Below are 17,688 nucleotides of genomic sequence, written 5' to 3'. Positions count from 1 at the left end.
AAGCGCCAAGCGCCGAGCACCGACTGCCACTCACCCACCCGTCACCCCGCCCCGGGAGAAGAACGCCCATGTCACGCGATCCGGACCGCAAGCCCCTGCACCTCAACGCCTTCCTGATGACCGTCGGCCACCACGAGGCCGCCTGGCGGCTCCCGCAGAGCCCCGACGACGGCACGGACGTCGAGCACTACAAGAACCTGGCCCGCATCGCCGAGCGCGGCAAGCTCGACTCCCTCTTCCTCGCGGACGGCCCCGTCCTGCACGGCGACCCGGGCCGCCGCCCCGCCAGCATCCTGGAACCCACCGTGCTGCTGACCGCCCTGGCCGGTGTCACCAGCCGGATCGGCCTCATCGCCACCGCGTCCACCAGCTACAACGAGCCGTACAACCTCGCCCGCAGGTTCGCGTCCCTCGACCATGTCTCGGGCGGGCGCGCCGGCTGGAACATCGTGACGACGGCGGGTGCCGACGCCGCCCGCAACTTCAATCTGGACGACACCCCGCCGCACCACGAACGCTATCTGCGGGCAGCCGAGTTCATCGACGTGGCCACGAAGCTCTGGGACAGTTGGGCCGACGACGCGGTGGTGGCCGACAGGGCGCGCGGCGTGTACGCGCTCGCCGACCGCGTGCGCCGGATCGAGCACCGGGGACCGCACTTCCGGGTCGACGGGCCGCTGAACGTACGGCGCTCCCCGCAGGGCCACCCCCTCCTCGTCCAGGCGGGATCCAGCGAGGACGGCAAGGACTTCGCGGCGCGTTACGCGGAGGCGGTGTTCACCGCGCAGCAGACCCTGGAGGAGGGCATCGCCTTCTACAAGGACGTCAAGCAGCGCGCGGTGACCCTCGGGCGCGACCCGGACGGCATCAAGATCCTGCCGGGGATCGTGCCGGTCGTCGGCGACACGGAGGCCGACGCCCTGGAGCTGGACGCGGAGCTGGACCGGCACATCGTCCCCGAGTACGCCCGGCGCCAACTGGCGACCTTCCTCGGCGTCCCGGCCGAACGACTGGTCCTGGACGAGGAATTGCCCGACGACATTCCCACCGAGGACGACATCGAGGGAGCCAAGAGCCGCTTCACCCTGGTCGTGGAGCTGGGCAGGCGCGAGCGCCTGACGGTACGTCAACTCATCGGCAGGCTCGGCGGGGGACGCGGGCACCGCACCTTCGCGGGCACCGCCGAGCAGGTCGCCGACACCATCGAGCACTGGTACGACAGCGGCGCCGCCGACGGCTTCAACATCATGCCGGCGCTGCTCCCCTCCGGTCTCGAGGTCTTCGTCGACCAGGTCGTGCCGATCCTCCAGGAGCGTGGCTTGTTCCGCACGGAGTACGCCGGTACGACGCTGCGCGAGCACTACGGACTGGCGCGCCCGGCCAACCGGCTGTTCGACGCTGTCGGCACCTGACCGGGGCGGTTCACCGGCTCCGCCCGGACGGGGCGGAGCCGTGCGCGATACTGCGCACATGCGCATTTCAGCCAGAGCGGACTATGCGGTACGTGCCGCGCTGGAGCTCACCACGTCCCGCGACGAGGCCCCGCTGAAGGCGGAGGCGATCGCCGCCGCCCAGGACATCCCGCACAAGTTCCTCGAAGGCATCCTCAACGACATGCGCCGCGGCGGGCTCGTGGTGAGCCGGCGCGGCGGCAACGGCGGATACCGGCTGGCCAGGCCCGCGAACGCCATCACGGTCGCCGACGTCATCCGCGCGGTGGACGGACCCCTGGTCTCGGTGCGCGGGGTCCGCCCGCCCGAGCTGTCCTACACCGGGCCCGCCGAGTCGCTGCTGCCGCTGTGGATCGCGCTGCGGGCGAACGTCCGCCAGATTCTGGACGTGGTGACGCTGGCCGACGTGGCCTCGGCAGGGCTGCCGGAGGACGTGTCCGCGCTCGCCGCCGACCCCGAGGCCTGGACGAATCCCTGAGGTGAACGGGCCTGCGTACCGGCCCGCCGCGGTTTCGCCGACCGGAACGCAAGTCCACCATATGAACACGCACTTGGGGTGAGGATGACTCCGTGCCAGTATTCCTACTAATCCAGTGGGAAACACAGGGATGTTGGAGGTGGCCGGCACCGTGCCGACGAAACCCGTGGTCCGAACGGCCGCCCCGCGCAAGCCCCTCGTAGCCGACGACGCGATGTGGCCGCGCGTCACGCGGGAGGTGGCCGACGACCTCGCCGCCGACGCGATCGCCCGCGACCGGGCGGGCAAGCCGCCGTACGACGAGGTGGCACGGCTGCGCGAGGCCGGCCTGCCCGCGCTCCTGACGCCACCCGCACCCCTCGGCCCCGGACGGACCGGCATCGATACCGCCCACGACAGCGGCAGCGGCACTGGCGGCAGTGGCGGGAGCGGCGCGGACTGGCGTACCGCCGCCGCCGTGATCCGCGAGATCGCGGCGGCCGACGGCTCCATCGGCGAACTCATCGCCCGGCACTACGTGCTCTCGTGGAGCAGCCGCTTCTTCGCCGCGCCGGACGGCCCGGCCGGGCACGAGCCCTCCGCCGTCCCCGGCGGTCTGCTCCTCGGCGGCGGCACCGACCTCGCCGACCCGGACAGCGGCCCCGGCCTCACCCTCTCCCCGGCCGGCTCGGGCTATCTCCTCAACGGCCGGAGGTCGTTCGCCGCCGGAGTCACCGTCGCCGACCGGCTCGTCGTCGGCGCGACCTCCACCCACACCGGCGAGCTGCTGATCGCACTCGTGAACCCGGCACACTCCGGCGTACTCGCCGGCGCCGACAACGACCGCCTCGGCCAGCGGCTCACCGGCGCGGGCAGCGTCGACTTCGACAACGTGCCGGTGGGCCCGGACGACATCCTCGGCGCCGTGCCACGCGACGAACACGCCGTCTCCGCGTTCACCGCGCTCGCGCCGCTCGCCCTGCGCCTCGTCCTCAGCCATGTCGCCCTGGGCATCGCCGAGGGCGCCCTCGCCGAGGCCCGCGACGTCAGCCGGGCCGTGCTGCCGGCGCCGCGCGCCGAGGCGCCGGACGCCACCAGCTACGCCGTACGGCCCAGCGGGGACCCGTATCTGCTGCTCGCGTACGGGGAGTTGGCGACCGCCGCGCATACGGCCGCCGCCGTCGTGGAACGCGCGACGGACGCCCTGGAACAGGGGCTCCTCACCGGGAGCGACCTCGGCATGGACGAGCGCGCCGAGATCGCCGTCCTGGTCGCCGCGGCCGAGGCCGTCACCAGCAGATCCGCGGTCGACATCACCACGCGCATCCTCGAACTCACCCAAGCGGCAACGTCGTTGGACAGCAGCGCGGCGCTCGACCGATTCTGGCGCAACGCCCGCGCGCTGACCGCGCAGAGCTCACCCACGCACCGCCTGCGCGACATCGGCGACCACTACCTCAACGGAACCCATCCGCCGTTCACCGCCCGCTCGTAGACCCTGTGCGCCAAGTCCCCGTTCACAGCACGAGACCCGTGGCCGCGCCCGTCGCGGATCCCTCCAGCGTCGACACCAACCGGCCGAGCGAGCGGGTGAGTTCGTCCTCCTCGACCGTCATCGGCAGTCGTGACCAGTCGTCGCGGATCTCCTGATCCAGCCGCGACCACAACGCGCGCCCGCCGTCGGTCAGATACGCCAGGATCCGGCGGCGGTCCAGCGGGTCGACACGGCGATGGACGAGATTCTGGTCGACCAACTGGTCGACCAGTTTGGTGAGCGTCGGCGGCGGCAGGAACACGCAGTCCGCCACCGCGCTCATCCGGTGGCCCTGTCCGTCCGAGAGCAGCGACAGCACACGCCAGGCGTCGACCGAGCAGCCGGCGGTGTCCAGCACGGTGCGCAGCCGGCGCAGTACCAGCCGCTCGGCACCGGTCAACAGGCGTACCAGGTCATGGGGTTGACGCGCAGAGGGCATGGGCCGGTCGCTCCTCGGTCCGGTGACCCGCCCATCGTACAAAGTGTGGACGCCGGCGCGGCGTTCCACAGAGCGGACAGCACGGAGATCCCCGGCCGCACCGGGCAATCATGGGGCGATGCGCCGGTCCATCTGGCACGCCGCCGACACCTCGATCGGCGTCGCGCTCGTCCACCCCATGCGAGGACCCGCCGGGATCTTCGGGCCCGCCTGCGGGCTCTGCGCGCAACTCGCCGCCGACGAGGTCAACCGCAACGGCGGCATCCTCGGCCGGGAGCTGCGCCTCGTCCCGGTGGACGGCGGCGCCCCGCCCCGCCAGGTGGCGGACGAGGTGGAGACGCTGGTGGCGAGCGGCGCGGTCCACGGCGTGACCGGCTGGCACATCTCCTCCGTACGACAGGTCCTCGCGCCGCGCATCGCCCACCGGGTGCCGTACGTGTACACGGCGCTGTACGAGGGCGGCGAACGGACCGACGGCGTCTACCTGACCAGCGAGACCCCCGCCGCACAACTGCGCCCCGCCATGCGGTTGTTGGGGGACGAGCGGCGGATCAGACGCTGGTACGTGGTCGGGAACGACTACGTATGGCCGCGCCGCACCGCGCTGGCCGCGCGCGGCTACGCCCGCGAGAGCGGGGGAGCGGTGTGTGGCGAGACGTATCTCCCCCTGGGCACCGAGGAGTTCGGACCCGTGCTGCGCGCGATCGAGCGGTCGGACGCGGACGGCGTACTGATGCTGCTCGTCGGCAGCGACGCCGTCCGCTTCAACCGCGCCTTCGCCTCGGCGGGACTTCCGGTGCGCGCGCCACGGCTGAGCACCCTCATGGACGAGAACATGCTGCTGGCCAGCGGCGCCGACGCCACCACCGATCTGTACAGCACCGCGGGCTTCTTCGCCTCCCTCGCCAACCAGGACACCCTCGACTTCCACGGCCTGTACGCCCGCCGGTTCGGTATCGAGGCGCCCCTGCCCGGCTCTCTCGGCGAGTCCTGCTACGAGGGAGTGCTGCTGCTCGCGGCGCTGGTGGAGCGGGCCCGCACCCTCGATGTGACGGCGATCGGCGCGGGCGCCGACGAGGTGTCGTACGAGGGGCCGCGCGGGTTCCTGCGGCTGCGCCGACGCCATGTCAGCCAGCGCATCTACCTCGCGCGGGCGGACGGGCTGGACTTCGACGTGCTGACCGAACTGCGACCGCAGTGAACGGACTGACTGTTAGGCCGGCCGGGCGGGCGGGTGGGCAACTGACGGTGACCGCCGTCGAGTTACTTCCTGCGGGAAGTATTAATTGCCGTGAAACAACGGGGAAACGGAGCGCCCCGAGGCTCGTTGCCGTCACCGCAACCCGCACTTCACGGCCCCCGTCCGGGGGCGAGGAGGCTTCGATGCCCGCTTCCCGAGCGATCCGAACAGCCCTGAGCTGTACGGCACTTGTCACCACCACCGCACTGGTCCTGACCGGCTGCGGCGCCAAGACGGGTGACGCGTCGGCGGAGGGCAAGGGCGTCCAGGCCGACGTCTCGGACAAGACCGTCAAGGTCGGTCTGCTCAACTCGCTCTCCGGCACGATGGCCATCAGCGAGGTCACCGTACGCGACGCGATCAACCTCGCCATCGGGGAGATCAACGCGGACGGCGGGGTGCTGGGCCGACAGGTCAAGGCGATCAGCGAGGACGGGGCGTCCGACTGGCCGACGTTCGCCGAGAAGTCCGAGAAGCTGATCAGGGAGGACCGGGTCGCCGCGGTCTTCGGCTGCTGGACATCCGCGAGCCGCAAGGCCGTCAAACCGGTGTTCGAGAAGAACGACGCGCTGCTGTTCTACCCCGTCCAGTACGAGGGCCTGGAGCAGTCGCCCAACATCTTCTACACCGGCGCCACCACCAACCAGCAGATCGTGCCCGCCCTCGACTATCTGAAGAAGCAGGGCAAAAAGTCGATCTATCTGGTAGGCAGCGACTATGTCTTCCCGCGCACCGCCAACAAGATCATCAAGGCGTACGCGAAGGCCAACGGCATGACGGTGGCGGGCGAGGACTACGCGCCGCTCGGCTCCACCGAGTTCAGCAGTATCGCGGGCAAGGTGAAGTCCGCCAAGGCCGACGCCGTGTTCAACACCCTCAACGGCGACAGCAACGTGGCGTTCTTCAAGGAGTACAAGTCCTCCGGCCTCACCGCGGCCACCATGCCCGTCGTCTCGGTCTCGATCGCCGAGGAAGAGGTCAAGTCGATCGGCGCCTCGTATCTGAAGGACCAGCTCACCTCCTGGAACTACTACCAGACCACCGAATCCCCGGCGAACACCGCCTTCGTCAAGGCGTACAAGGCCAAGTACGGCCAGGACAAGCCGACGTCGGACCCCATGGAGGCCGCCTACACCTCGGTCCATCTGTGGAAGGCCATGGTCGAGAAGGCCGGCTCCTTCGACGTCGACAAGGTGCGTGCGGCCTCCGACGGCATCACCTTCGACGCACCCGAGGGCACGGTCACCGTCGACGGTGCGACGCAGCACATCTCCAAAACCGCGCGCATCGGCAAGATCGGCGCCGACGGGCTGATCACCGAGGTGTGGAAGTCCGAAGGACCGGTGAAGCCCGACCCGTTCCTCAAGGGCTACGACTGGGCCGCGGACCTCTCATGACAGTGATACTCAGCCAACTGTTCATCGGCATCAGCATCGGCGCCGTACTCCTGCTCATCGCGCTCGGACTCTCCCTCACCTTCGGCCAGATGAACGTCATCAACATGGCGCACGGCGAATTCATCATGGCCGGTGCCTACACCGCCTACGTCGTCCAACAGACCGTCAGCAGCGCCGGGGCGTCCCTGCTCGTCGCGCTCCCTGCGGCCTTCCTCGTCGCCGGCGCGCTGGGCGTCCTGCTGGAGATGCTGCTCATCCGGCGACTCTACGAGCGCCCCATGGACACGCTCCTCGTCACCTGGGGTGTCTCGCTGATCCTCCAGCAGCTCGCCCGCGACATCTTCGGCGCGCCCAACGTGCAGACCCGCGCGCCCGACTGGCTCACCGGCCACATCACCCTGTACGAGTCCGGCGGTGACACCCTCACCCTCGCCAACAGCCGGCTGTTCATCCTCACCCTCGCGATCGCCGCGGTGGTCGGCATGACGCTGCTGCTGCGGCTGACCCCGCTCGGCCGCCGTATCCGTGCCGTCGTGCAGAACCGCGATCTGGCGAAGGTGTCCGGCCTCGCGACCGCGCGGGTGGACCGTACGACGTTCTTCATCGGGTCCGGTCTCGCCGGTGTCGCCGGTGTCGCGCTGACACTCGTCGGCCCCATCGGTCCGACCATGGGCACCAACATCATCATCGACGCCTTCCTCGTCGTGGTCGTCGGCGGCATCGGGCAGCTCAAGGGGAGCGTCATCGTCGCGTTCGCGCTCGGGATGCTCCAGTCCGTCATGGAGTACTCGACCACCGTGAGCATCGCGAAGGTCGTGGTCCTCGTCGCCATCGTCGCGTTCCTCCAGTGGCGCCCCCAAGGACTGTTCACCCTGCGCACCCGGAGCCTGGCATGACCGATGACCGGACCGACACGACCGACACGACCACCACGACCGACCGTACGGACCGCACCAACGCCATCGACCGGACCGAGCGCACCGAGCGCACCGACCGGGCCGCAGGCGCGAAGGACCCGAAGCGGCTGCGCTCCGCCGCGATCCTGGCCGTCGGAGCACTCGCGCTGTTCGGCCTCGCCCCCGCCGTCCTCAGTGACTTCCGGCTCTCCCTCCTCGCGAAGTACCTCTGCTTCGCGATCGTCGCCGTCGGCATCTGTCTGGCGTGGGGGCGCGGCGGACTCCTCACCCTCGGCCAGGGAGTCTTCTTCGGCCTCGGCGGCTACGCCATGGCCATGCACCTCAAGCTCGCCGACGCCGGGCCCGGCGAACTCCCGGACTTCATGCAGTTGTACGGCCAGGTAGACCAACTGCCCTGGTGGTGGCGGCCGTTCGAGAACCCGGTCGTCGCGCTGGCCCTGACCGTCCTGCTGCCGATGGCCGTCGCCACGCTGCTGGGCGTGCTCATCTTCCGGCGCCGGGTGCGCGGCGCGTACTTCGCCATCCTCAGCCAGGCGCTCGCCGTCGCCATGGTCATCCTGCTCGTGGGCCAGCAAGGCACCACGGGCGGTACCAACGGCCTCACCGACATCCAGGGATTCTTCGGCTACGACCTGGACGACCCGGTCAACCAGCGGATGGTCTACTTCGTCATCGCCGCCGTGCTGCTGATCCTGATGCTCCTGGTCCGTCAGCTCATCCACAGCCGGTACGGCGAACTCCTCGTCGCCGTAAGGGACTCCGAGGAACGCGTACGGTTCCTCGGCTACGACCCGGCCAACGTGAAGCTGTTCGCGTACGTCGTGGCCGCGGGCGCCGCCGGTCTCGCCGGCGCCCTCTTCGTCCCCGCGGTCGGCATCATCTCGCCCGCCCTGATCGGCATCGTCCCCTCGATCGAGTTCGTCATCGGCGCGGCGCTCGGCGGGCGCGCGTCGCTGGTCGGCGCCGTGCTCGGCGCGATCGCCGTGGCATGGGCGAAGACCGCGCTGTCGGAGGAGTTCCCGGCGGCCTGGACCTACGCGCAGGGCCTGCTGTTCGTGCTGGTGGTCGGCTTCCTGCCGGGCGGGCTCGCGTCTCTCGCCGGGGTGCTGAAACGCCGCTCGGCCGTACCCGCCACACCGGAGGTGACCTCATGACGGGGACGACGGCACCGGACGTCCTGCTCAGCATCCGCGACCTGCGCGTGTCGTTCGACGGATTCACCGCCGTCGACGGCGTCGACCTCGATGTCGCGAGGGGCGACATCCGCTTCCTCATCGGCCCGAACGGCGCCGGCAAGACCACCCTTGTCGACGCCGTCACCGGCCTCTCCCCGGCGAGCGGATCGGTCGAGTTCGACGGCCGGCAACTACTGGGACGCAGCGTCCATCGCATCGCGCGCGCGGGCATCGGCCGGACCTTCCAGACCGCCACCGTCTTCGAGCGGCTGACCGTGGAACAGAACCTGGACATCGCCGCGGGCGCCGGCCGCTCCGCGCTGACACTGCTGCGCAGACGCCGGAGCACTCCGGAGGGCGTCCTGCACGCCCTCGAGGAGATCGGCCTCACCGCGCAGCGCGACAAGCTCGCCGGAGTGCTCGCACACGGTCAGAAGCAGTGGCTGGAAATCGGCATGCTGCTGGTGCAGGACGCCCGACTGCTGTTGCTGGACGAGCCCGTGGCGGGCATGAGCCACGACGAACGGGAGGCCACCGGGCAGCTTCTTCAGAAGGTGAGCCGCGAGCGGACCGTGGTCGTCATCGAGCACGACATGGACTTCATGCGCTCCTTCGCCCGCACCGTCAGCGTTCTCCACGCCGGACGGGTGCTGAGCGAGGGCACCGTCGCCCAGGTCCAGGCCGACCCGAAGGTCCAGGAGGTCTACCTGGGGCACGCGCCCGTCACCGACGCCGACGCCGCTGCCGACGCAGCCCCCGTTCCCGCCCCCGTATCCGCGCAGGCGCCCGCCGCGCAGGAGGCATGATGCTGGAGATCGAGAACGTCCGGGCCGGCTACGACCGCAGCTCGGTCCTGCACGGCGTGTCCCTCACCGTTCCGACCGACGGGGTGGTCGCCGTGCTGGGGCACAACGGCGCGGGCAAGACCACCTTGCTGCGTACCGCGATCGGCCTCGTCAGACCCCAGCGGGGCAGTGTGCGGCTCGACGGCGAGGACGTCACACGCCTCGCGCCGCACGAGCGGGTCGCGCGGGGCATGGCGTACGTCCCGCAGGGCCAGCAGTGCTTCCAGCAGTTGACCGCCGGGGAGAATCTTCAGCTCGTCGCCGACGGCCGGCGCGGCGGCAAGGCGTCCATGGCCGCGGCACTGGATCTCTTCCCCGCGCTCCGCGGGCTCCTCGGCCGCCGGGCCGGGCTGCTGTCGGGCGGCCAGCGGCAGCAACTCGCCATCGCCCGCGCCCTGATCACCGAACCGCGCCTGCTGCTGCTGGACGAGCCCACCGAGGGCATCCAGCCGTCGGTGGTGGCCGAGATCGAGGAGACGGTGCTACGGCTGAGCGCGGCGGGCGGACTCTCCGTACTCCTCGTCGAACAGCACGTCGGCTTCGCGCTGCGCGCAGCCGAGCACTACTACGTGCTGGAGTCCGGCCGGGTCACCTCCACCGGCGCGGGAGGCGAGGCCGCGCAGCGCGACGTACGGGGCGCGCTGAGCGTGTGAGCCCGCGTGCTCCGCGCCCACCGATGGGGTAATCCGGCCGGTGGGAGGCCGTATGGGGTCGGATGGCGGGCGTCATCGATAGACGCCCCCCTTCTCCGGTGTCCGGCGTGGCGTCCCTGCGCTCCGCGGTGGGAGCCGGGACACGTGCGGGGCCGAGTGGGGCCTCATACGCAGGAGCCCTGTTGAAGCTCAGACATGCCGCCTCCGCACTGGTCGGGTCCGTGGTGATCGCCGTCGCGGCGGCGGCGCCCTCATCCTCGTTCCCGTCCCTCATCTCCCCGTCGTCATCCTCTCCGGCATCCTCATCCGCTTCGTCGTCGTTCCCGTCCGTTACGCCGGGCTCCGCCCGCACCACGGCGGCCGCCCCGAACACCGGCCTGGCGAGGTTCGCCGCCGCGTTCGCCCGCTCGCAGGCCGCCCCCGAGATGTCACCGCCCGGCGCCAACGACTGGTCCTGCCGGCCCAGCGCCGCGCACTCGCGTCCCGTCGTGCTGATCCACGGCACCTGGGCGAACGCGTACGCCAACTGGGCAGGTCTGGCGCCCGTCCTGAAGCGGGCGGGCCACTGCGTCTACGCCCTCAACTTCGGCGCACCCGACGGCGACGTGTTCAAGGCCAGGGGCCCTGTCCCCGAGTCCGCCAAGGAGGTGGCCGCCTTCGTGGACAAGGTCCTGGGCGCCACCGGTGCCGAGCAGGTCGATCTGGTCGGGCACTCCCAGGGCGGCGGGCTCCTGCCGCGCTGGTATCTGAAGTTCGAAGGGGGCGCGGCGAAGACGCACCGACTGGTGGGCATCGCCCCGAGCAACCACGGCACCACCGCGTCGGGCATGGCGTCCCTCGCCAAATCGCTGCGCGTGCTGGACACCACGGCGCGGATGGCCGGGCAGGCCGCCAAGGACCAGACGGTCGGCTCCGACGTCAACGTCCAACTGGACACGGGTGGTGACACCGTGCCCGGCGTCCGCTACACGACGGTCGTCACACGCACCGACGAGGTGGTCACCCCCTACCGCCAGCAGTACCTCGCGGCGGGCCCCGACGCCCCGGTGGACAATCTGACGCTCCAGGACGCGTGCCCGGTGGACATGAGCGCGCATCTGGGCATCGCGTACAGCACGGTCATGTACGGGCTGGTCCTCAACGCCCTCGACCCCGCGAGCGCCCGTCCCGCGCACTGCCTTAGCTGAGCGCGGCCACCGGTCGGGGGCCGCACATATGAATCGCTCGTATGTTCGAGTGTGTGGTTATGCTGGACACATGGCAGCACACGCGCAGGGTTCCCTCTTCGACCAGACCGACGAGATCGGGCTCGGTCCGCTCACGGGCGTGCGGCGGACCGTGCTCGGGGACGGGGCGTGGATCGATCTGCTCCCCGGCTGGCTCGGCGGGGCCGACGCGCTGTACGAGGAACTGGCCTCCGGCGTGCCGTGGCGGGCCGAGCGCCGGCGCATGTACGAGCGGGAGGTGGCCGTACCGAGACTGCTCGCCTTCTACGGAGAACGCGACGGCACGCCGGACGCACTCCCGCACCCGGTCCTTGACGAGGCGCGCGACGCGCTGAGCGCCCACTACGCCGACGAGTTGGGCGAGCCTTTCGCGACCGCCGGACTCTGCTACTACCGGGACGGTCACGACGGGGTCGCCTGGCACGGCGACCGGACGGGCCGGGGTTCGCACGAGGACACCATGGTCGCGATCCTGTCGGTCGGCGCCCCGCGCGATCTGGTCCTGAGACCGCGGCGACGGCACGGCTCCGTCGTCCGCAGACCGCTCGGGCACGGCGACCTCATCGTGATGGGCGGCTCCTGCCAGCGCACTTGGGAACACGCCATTCCCAAGACGGCGCGAGCGGTGGGCGCGCGCATCAGCGTCCAGTTCCGGCCGCGCGGCGTGAGCTGACCGGCTCGGGGTCAACCCGCAAACCCCCCACTCGCCCTTGACGTGGCTACTCCACCGATGTGCAATATATCGCATGCCGGTACCCCAGAGCCGAGGGCTCGTCTCCAGACCGCTCCTGCGGGAGAACGCCTACCAGGCCATCAGGGACGCGATCGTCGACGGCACGCTCACGCCGGGGGAGCGGCTCAACGACAGCGATCTCGTGGAGTGGCTGGGCATCAGCCGCACTCCCATCCGCGAGGCGCTGGGGCGTCTGGAGCAGACCGGTCTCGTACGGACCAGGCCCGGCCGCTACACGATCGTCAGCCCGCTGGACCTCCGGGCGGCCCGGGGCGCGCAGTCCGTCACCGCGGCCATGCACGAACTGGCCGTACGGGAAGCCCTGCCCAACCTGTCCACGGCCGAACTCGACGCCATGCGCGCGGCCAACGCCCGCTTCGCCGACGCCCTGGCCGGGAACGACGTGGACGCGGCGCTCGCCGCCGACGACGCGTTCCACGGCGTCGCCGTCACCGCCTGCGCGAACCAGGCGCTGCGCGCCGTACTGGAACAGTTCACGCCGGTGCTGCGCCGTGTCGAGCGGCTGCGCTTCTCCTCCTTGAGCGGCCGGGGCTCGGTCGCCCAGCACGACCGGATCATCGAGCTGTGCGCCGCCGGTGACGTGGACGCCGCCGCGGCGGCCACTCGCGCCAACTGGCAGACGCTGGCCCCGCTTCTCGACACCCTGGCCGCCGACGAGAGCGACGACTGACCCGCGACGCCGGCCCTCCCGGCCACGGCCCTCCCGGCCACGACCCTCCCGCGCCGCGACTCGACACGCGCCGGCCCCCGGCCAATCCCAAGGAGCCTCAGATGTCACTCGACAACTTCCCGCGCCATCCCCTCCTCTTCGGCCCCAGCCCCGTCCACCCGCTCGACCGCCTCTCCGGCCATCTCGGCGGCGCCCGTATCTGGGCCAAGCGCGAGGACTGCAACAGCGGGCTCGCGTACGGCGGGAACAAGACCCGCAAGCTGGAGTATCTGGTGCCCGACGCGCTCGCGCGGGGAGCCGACACCCTGGTCACCATCGGCGGCATCCAGTCCAACCACACGCGGCAGGTCGCGGCCGTCGCCGCCCTGCTCGGGCTGAAGGCGGTCCTGGTCCAGGAGAGTTGGGTCGACTGGCCCGACGCCGTCAACGACAAGGTCGGCAACATCCTGCTGTCCCGTGTCATGGGTGCAGAAGTGCGCCTGGTCCAGTCGGGGTTCGGCATCGGCGCGAAGGACAGTTGGCACCAGGCCCTGGCGGATGTCGAGGCCGGGGGCGGTACCCCGTACGCGATCCCGGCGGGCGCCTCGGACCACCCGCTCGGCGGACTCGGCTTCGCCGGCTGGGCCGGTGAAGTGGCGCGTCAGGAGCGCGAGTTGGGCGTCTTCTTCGACACGATCGTGGTGTGCAGCGTCACCGGCAGCACCCAGGCCGGCATGATCGCGGGCTTCGCCGGCCAGGACCGGCCCCGCAGGATCCTGGGCATCGACGCCTCCGCCAGGATCGGCGAAACCCGTGCGCAGGTCGCGAAGATCGCCCGCGCGACCGCCGAACTCATCGATCTGGGAAGGGAGTTGAGGGACGACGAGATCACCGTCCTGGCGGGCTGGGCCGGGGATCTGTACGGGATCCCGGTGGAGTCCACGCTCGACGCGATCCGGCTCACCGGCCGTCTGGAAGGCATGATCATCGACCCGGTGTACGAGGGGAAGTCGATGGCCGCGCTGATCGATCTCGTACGCGACGGGGACATCCCCGCCAACTCGAACGTGCTGTACGCCCATCTCGGCGGCCAGCCCGCTCTCAACGCGTACAGCGGTGTCTTCCACTGATGCGGCGGGAGCGCGAGCCAAGGGATGTACAAAGGACGGTCAAGACCTTGTATGTATGAAAGTTCTTTAATAGTAAGAGAGTTACCGTCCGTGCGTGAAAATGACCCCACATGCTCAGATGCCGGTGGCGACCAGTCGCCGCGCACTGCTCCGCGCCTCCGTCGCCACCGCGGCGGTCGCCACCGCGGCCGGAAGCGGACTCATCGCCGGCGCCACGCCGGTGGGTGCCGCCAGCCGGACATCCACGACACGTAGCAGGCCCAGCACCCCCGACGCCGCGCTGGCGGAACTCTCCGCGGGCAACCGCCGTTGGCGCACTTTCCATCAGCAGCACCCGAACGAGTCGCAGTCGGTGCGGCAGGCGCTGGTGTCCGGCCAGGACCCCTTCGCCCTGATACTCGGCTGCATCGACTCCCGCGTACCACCGGAGCTGGTCTTCGACCAGGGACTCGGCGACCTCATGACCGTCCGCTCGGCCGGTGAGGTCCTGGACGAGGCGGTGCTCGGCAGCATCGCCTACGGCGTCCTGGAGCTCGGCATCCCGCTGGTCCTGGTCCTCGGGCACCAGTCGTGCGGCGCTGTCGCCGCCGCCGTGCACGCGGAGGAGACGGGGGAGTCCCTGCCCGCCCATATCCAGTACATAGCCGACCAGATCGAGCCCGCGATCGACCACTCGCAGGAGGGCGACGCGCGGGTCGACGCCACCGTCAGCGCGCAGGTCAAGCTGGTCCAATCGCGGCTGGCGGGGGACGCCGATCTCGCCGCCAAGGTGGCCGCGGGTGAGCTGAAGATCGTCGGCGCACGCTACGAACTGAACACCCAGTTGGTCCACCGGATTAGCTGACACCGCTCAGGGCCTACGGGTCCTTCGCGGGGCGCCAACGGATCGCGGACGAGTGTTTCTCGTCCGCGATCCTTCGCGTTCACGGGCCCCGGAGCGTGTTTCCCGGGCGGTCTCCGGTCCTCTATGCACTGCACGTATACCGCGTGTGTATAGTGAGGTGCATGTTCTGGGACCCCTCCTGGCCTGGCATGTTCCGCCCTGCCCGGCTCCATCCGGCCGATCCCGCGCCCGCTCGCGGTGACGGGCGCCGGATGTAAGCACTCGCCCTTCTGAGGGCCCCTTTCTTCGCGCGGCGAACCCCGCGCGCCCCATCTCACCTTCCGCACCACCCCGCTCGCGTGCGCACCACCGCGAGGCCCCGGGGCGGGCCCCGTCGTGCCCGTACGCCCGTACGCCCGCAGGCCCGTGACCGGCGGCCACCGAGCGGGTTGGCGTCGAGCGCCGAAGCGCGCCGCGAGCACACAGAGAGAGCACCGTCATGCCCAGCACCACCACGCCCGGCTCCGCCATGCCCGAAAACAGCCCCGCCGCACCTGTCGCACCCGTCGCACGCGTGCGCCGTACGGCCGCCGCCGCACTCGCCGTCGTCGCGACCCTCGCCCTGACCCTCACCGGCTGCGGCACCCAGACCGTCTCGCCCGCCTCGGTCAGAGGGGACGCGGGAGGTGACGGCGAAGGGCGTTACGGCTCCGTCGACTGCGCCAAGGCCAAGTGCATAGCGCTCACCTTCGACGCCGGACCGGGCAAGGACACGCCCCGGCTGCTGGACATCCTCAAGGAGGAGAAGGTGCCGGCCACCTTCTTCCTGCTGGGAAAGAACCACGTACTGGCCCATCCCGACACCGTCCGCCGCATCGCCGACGAGGGGCACGAGGTCGCCAACCACACCTGGAGCCACCGCATCCTGACCGATCTCGACCGGGCCGGGATACGCAAGGAACTCTCCCGCACGCAGAACGCCATCGCGAAGATAACCGGACGCAAGCCCACGCTGATGCGCCCGCCCCAGGGGCGTACCAACGGCGACGTCACGGACATCTCCCGGGAACTCGGCCTCTCACAAGTCCTGTGGAGTGCCACCGCCAAGGACTACTCCACGACCGATTCCGACCTCATCGAGCGCCGCATCGTCGACGACGCGTCCGCCGACGGGATCATCCTGCTCCACGACATCTACGACGGGACGGTCCCCGCCGTGCCCGGCATCATCGAGCAGTTGAAGAAGCGCGGCTACACCTTCGTCACCGTTCCGCAGTTGTTCGCGCCGGCGGTCCCGAAGCCCGGCGAGGTGTACCGCCCGTGAGCGGGACGTGAATGACGGAGTTAAACGCAATGTTCAACACGAACTGTTGACTTCGGCAGGTGTGCGGGCCAAGCTGACGTGTATGTCATCGACTCCCGATCAGCACGGCCCTGACCCCTTCACCGCCCCTCACCCGGACCAGGCCCGTGCGCACCGCGTGCACGCGTCCCTGTTCCGTATCGCCGAGCGGCACGCGGCCACGGATGCGCAGCGCCGCCGGCAGGCGCATCCGTCCGTCATCGCGCCGCACGAAGCCGTCAGGCTCGTGTCGTTCCTGCTCAGCGGGGCCGCGAAGCCGGAAGCGGGTGAGCCGGAGGTGGATCAGGCCGACATCACCGCCGCCCTGAGCCTGGTGCCGCGCGCCCGTGGCGACATGGACGAACTGGAGGCGGGACTCCTCCAGATGGCTCGGGGCCGTGGCATGACCTGGCAGGAGGTCGCCTTCGGCCTCGGTCTCGGCACCCCGCAGGCCGCCCGCCAGCGCTACGAACGGCTGGTCGGGCGTACGGGAACCGATCAGGACGCCGACCAGAACTCCGACCAGCCCTTGGAGTAGACGGGGCGAAGGGGTCGGACGGGGGGGTGGTCAGTCGGCACGTCGTGAGCGGCGCGTCGGGGAACCGGCAGGCAGAGTAGAGCCATGGTGACCATCTCTACGGGTGACGGACAGCCGCCCCGCACTGTTCTCGGTACATGGCCGACCCCGCTCGAACCGATGCCACGGCTGGCCCGCGCTCTCGGCCTCGGCGAAGACGACCTGTGGGTCAAACGCGACGACCTCGTCGGTCTCGGCGGCGGTGGCAACAAGGTGCGCAAGCTGGAATGGACATGCGGGGCGGCGCTCGCCGAGGGAGCCACCGTCCTGGTCACGACCGGGGCGCCGCAGAGCAACCACGCCCGACTCACCGCGGCGGCGGGCGCCCGGCTGGGGCTGGACGTCGTTCTCGTACTGGCCGGCGAGCCCGGCTCGTCCGAGTCGGGCAATCTCGCACTCGACGGACTGTTCGGCGCGCGCGTGGTGTGGGCCGGCGGTGTCGCCGATGACGAACTCGCCTCCACCGCCCGGCATGTGGCGGGCACGCTGCGGGACCGGGGTGCGGTGCCCGCGCTGATCCCCTTCGGCGGATCCAGCGTGCTCGGCGCCCGTGGCTATGTCGAATGCGGACGTGAACTCCTCACCCAGGCACCGGAGTTGGCTCAGGTGGTGGTCGCGCTCGGCTCCGGGGGCAGCATGGCGGGACTGGTCGCGGCACTGGGTCCCGAGCGGGTGCTGGGCGTCCACGTCGGAGCCGTCGCCGATCCCGGCCGCGTCGTGGCGGACCTGGTCTCCGGTGTCTCCGGCACGCACTGCGCGCCGGAGGACCTGCGGATCCGCCTCGACCAGGTCGGATCCGGCTACGCCGTACTCACCGAACCGGTCATGACCGCCCTCACACTGGCGGCCCGCACCGAGGGCATGGTGCTCGACCCCATCTACACCGGCCGCGCGCTGGCCGGGCTGACGGCCGCGGTCAAGGCCGGTGACATCACACCGGGACGGCGCACGGTGTTCCTGCACTCGGGCGGCCTGCCCGGCCTCTTCGGCCACCGGCCGACCCTCGAACGGGCGGCGGCCGAACTGGCGGTGGACGGCGACCCGTTGAGCACCTGACAGCAGGCCGGCCCGGCGGGCCT

General features: G+C 70.7%; 18 protein-coding genes. 17 read left to right on the top strand and 1 reads right to left on the bottom strand.

What is annotated here, in order from left to right; genetic code table 11:
* Positions 1-68 precede the first annotated feature (68 nt).
* The 3 genes from OG329_RS00770 (at position 69) to OG329_RS00760 (ending at position 3,403) form a co-directional block, all read left to right on the top strand.
* Complete coding sequence (locus OG329_RS00770) at positions 69-1,412, top strand: LLM class flavin-dependent oxidoreductase (RefSeq protein WP_405791745.1); 1,344 nt, start codon at positions 69-71, stop codon at positions 1,410-1,412.
* A 58-nt stretch (positions 1,413-1,470) separates the two neighbouring features.
* Positions 1,471-1,929 (top strand): RrF2 family transcriptional regulator, encoded by a 459-nt coding sequence (locus tag OG329_RS00765; RefSeq protein WP_405791743.1) that lies wholly within the window; start codon positions 1,471-1,473, stop codon positions 1,927-1,929.
* A 151-nt stretch (positions 1,930-2,080) separates the two neighbouring features.
* The gene (locus tag OG329_RS00760; protein WP_405791742.1) at positions 2,081-3,403 is read left to right on the top strand and encodes an acyl-CoA dehydrogenase; all 1,323 of its coding nucleotides are present in this window, start codon (positions 2,081-2,083) and stop codon (positions 3,401-3,403) included.
* 22 nt (positions 3,404-3,425) lie between these two features.
* On the opposite strand, the gene OG329_RS00755 is transcribed toward OG329_RS00760, so the two are convergent.
* The gene (locus OG329_RS00755; RefSeq protein WP_405791740.1) at positions 3,426-3,881 is read right to left on the bottom strand and encodes a MarR family winged helix-turn-helix transcriptional regulator; all 456 of its coding nucleotides are present in this window, start codon (positions 3,879-3,881) and stop codon (positions 3,426-3,428) included.
* A gap of 118 nt (positions 3,882-3,999) precedes the next feature.
* Between OG329_RS00755 and OG329_RS00750 the strand changes: the two genes are divergently transcribed.
* The 14 genes from OG329_RS00750 to OG329_RS00685 all read left to right on the top strand — a co-directional run bounded on the left by OG329_RS00750 (position 4,000) and on the right by OG329_RS00685 (position 17,665).
* Positions 4,000-5,082, top strand: coding sequence for a substrate-binding domain-containing protein (locus OG329_RS00750; protein WP_405791739.1), 1,083 nt, complete (start codon positions 4,000-4,002; stop codon positions 5,080-5,082).
* A 182-nt stretch (positions 5,083-5,264) separates the two neighbouring features.
* Positions 5,265-6,518 carry an urea ABC transporter substrate-binding protein gene (urtA, locus tag OG329_RS00745; RefSeq protein ID WP_405791737.1) on the top strand — a complete coding sequence of 418 codons (1,254 nt, stop codon included), beginning with the start codon at positions 5,265-5,267 and terminating at the stop codon, positions 6,516-6,518.
* Positions 6,515-7,414: an urea ABC transporter permease subunit UrtB gene (gene urtB / locus OG329_RS00740; protein ID WP_405791735.1), complete on the top strand. Its 900-nt coding sequence runs from the start codon at positions 6,515-6,517 to the stop codon at positions 7,412-7,414. Before urtA ends, urtB begins: the two co-directional genes overlap by 4 nt.
* Positions 7,411-8,589, top strand: a complete 1,179-nt coding sequence (gene urtC / locus OG329_RS00735) for an urea ABC transporter permease subunit UrtC (protein ID WP_405791733.1) — start codon at positions 7,411-7,413, stop codon at positions 8,587-8,589. The genes urtB and urtC overlap by 4 nt, the downstream gene beginning before the upstream one ends.
* Positions 8,586-9,416: an urea ABC transporter ATP-binding protein UrtD gene (gene urtD, locus OG329_RS00730; protein ID WP_405791731.1), complete on the top strand. Its 831-nt coding sequence runs from the start codon at positions 8,586-8,588 to the stop codon at positions 9,414-9,416. Before urtC ends, urtD begins: the two co-directional genes overlap by 4 nt.
* Positions 9,416-10,108: an urea ABC transporter ATP-binding subunit UrtE gene (gene urtE / locus OG329_RS00725; protein ID WP_405791729.1), complete on the top strand. Its 693-nt coding sequence runs from the start codon at positions 9,416-9,418 to the stop codon at positions 10,106-10,108. The genes urtD and urtE overlap by 1 nt, the downstream gene beginning before the upstream one ends.
* A gap of 182 nt (positions 10,109-10,290) precedes the next feature.
* Positions 10,291-11,295, top strand: a complete 1,005-nt coding sequence (locus OG329_RS00720) for an esterase/lipase family protein (RefSeq protein WP_405791727.1) — start codon at positions 10,291-10,293, stop codon at positions 11,293-11,295.
* Between the two features lie 70 nt (positions 11,296-11,365).
* Positions 11,366-12,007: an alpha-ketoglutarate-dependent dioxygenase AlkB gene (locus OG329_RS00715; RefSeq protein WP_405791725.1), complete on the top strand. Its 642-nt coding sequence runs from the start codon at positions 11,366-11,368 to the stop codon at positions 12,005-12,007.
* A gap of 73 nt (positions 12,008-12,080) precedes the next feature.
* On the top strand, positions 12,081-12,758 hold the full coding sequence (locus tag OG329_RS00710) for a GntR family transcriptional regulator (protein ID WP_405791723.1): 678 nt from the start codon (positions 12,081-12,083) through the stop codon (positions 12,756-12,758).
* Positions 12,759-12,859: 101 nt separating this feature from the next.
* Positions 12,860-13,867 (top strand): 1-aminocyclopropane-1-carboxylate deaminase, encoded by a 1,008-nt coding sequence (locus OG329_RS00705; RefSeq protein WP_405791721.1) that lies wholly within the window; start codon positions 12,860-12,862, stop codon positions 13,865-13,867.
* Between the two features lie 100 nt (positions 13,868-13,967).
* A complete protein-coding gene (locus tag OG329_RS00700; protein ID WP_405801601.1) occupies positions 13,968-14,711 on the top strand; it encodes a carbonic anhydrase in 744 nt (247 codons plus the stop codon).
* Positions 14,712-15,189: 478 nt separating this feature from the next.
* The gene (locus OG329_RS00695) at positions 15,190-16,014 is read left to right on the top strand and encodes a polysaccharide deacetylase family protein (RefSeq protein ID WP_405791719.1); all 825 of its coding nucleotides are present in this window, start codon (positions 15,190-15,192) and stop codon (positions 16,012-16,014) included.
* 82 nt (positions 16,015-16,096) lie between these two features.
* Positions 16,097-16,570, top strand: a complete 474-nt coding sequence (locus OG329_RS00690) for a DNA-binding protein (protein ID WP_405791718.1) — start codon at positions 16,097-16,099, stop codon at positions 16,568-16,570.
* An 84-nt stretch (positions 16,571-16,654) separates the two neighbouring features.
* A complete protein-coding gene (locus OG329_RS00685) occupies positions 16,655-17,665 on the top strand; it encodes a D-cysteine desulfhydrase family protein (RefSeq protein WP_405791716.1) in 1,011 nt (336 codons plus the stop codon).
* Positions 17,666-17,688: the final 23 nt, after the last annotated feature.

It is taken from the genome of Streptomyces sp. NBC_01506, from assembly GCF_045040295.1.
In the GTDB taxonomy this organism is placed as follows: domain Bacteria; phylum Actinomycetota; class Actinomycetes; order Streptomycetales; family Streptomycetaceae; genus Streptomyces.
Note: the sequence above shows the minus strand (reverse complement) of the source record. Positions and strands in the feature narration are given on the sequence as shown.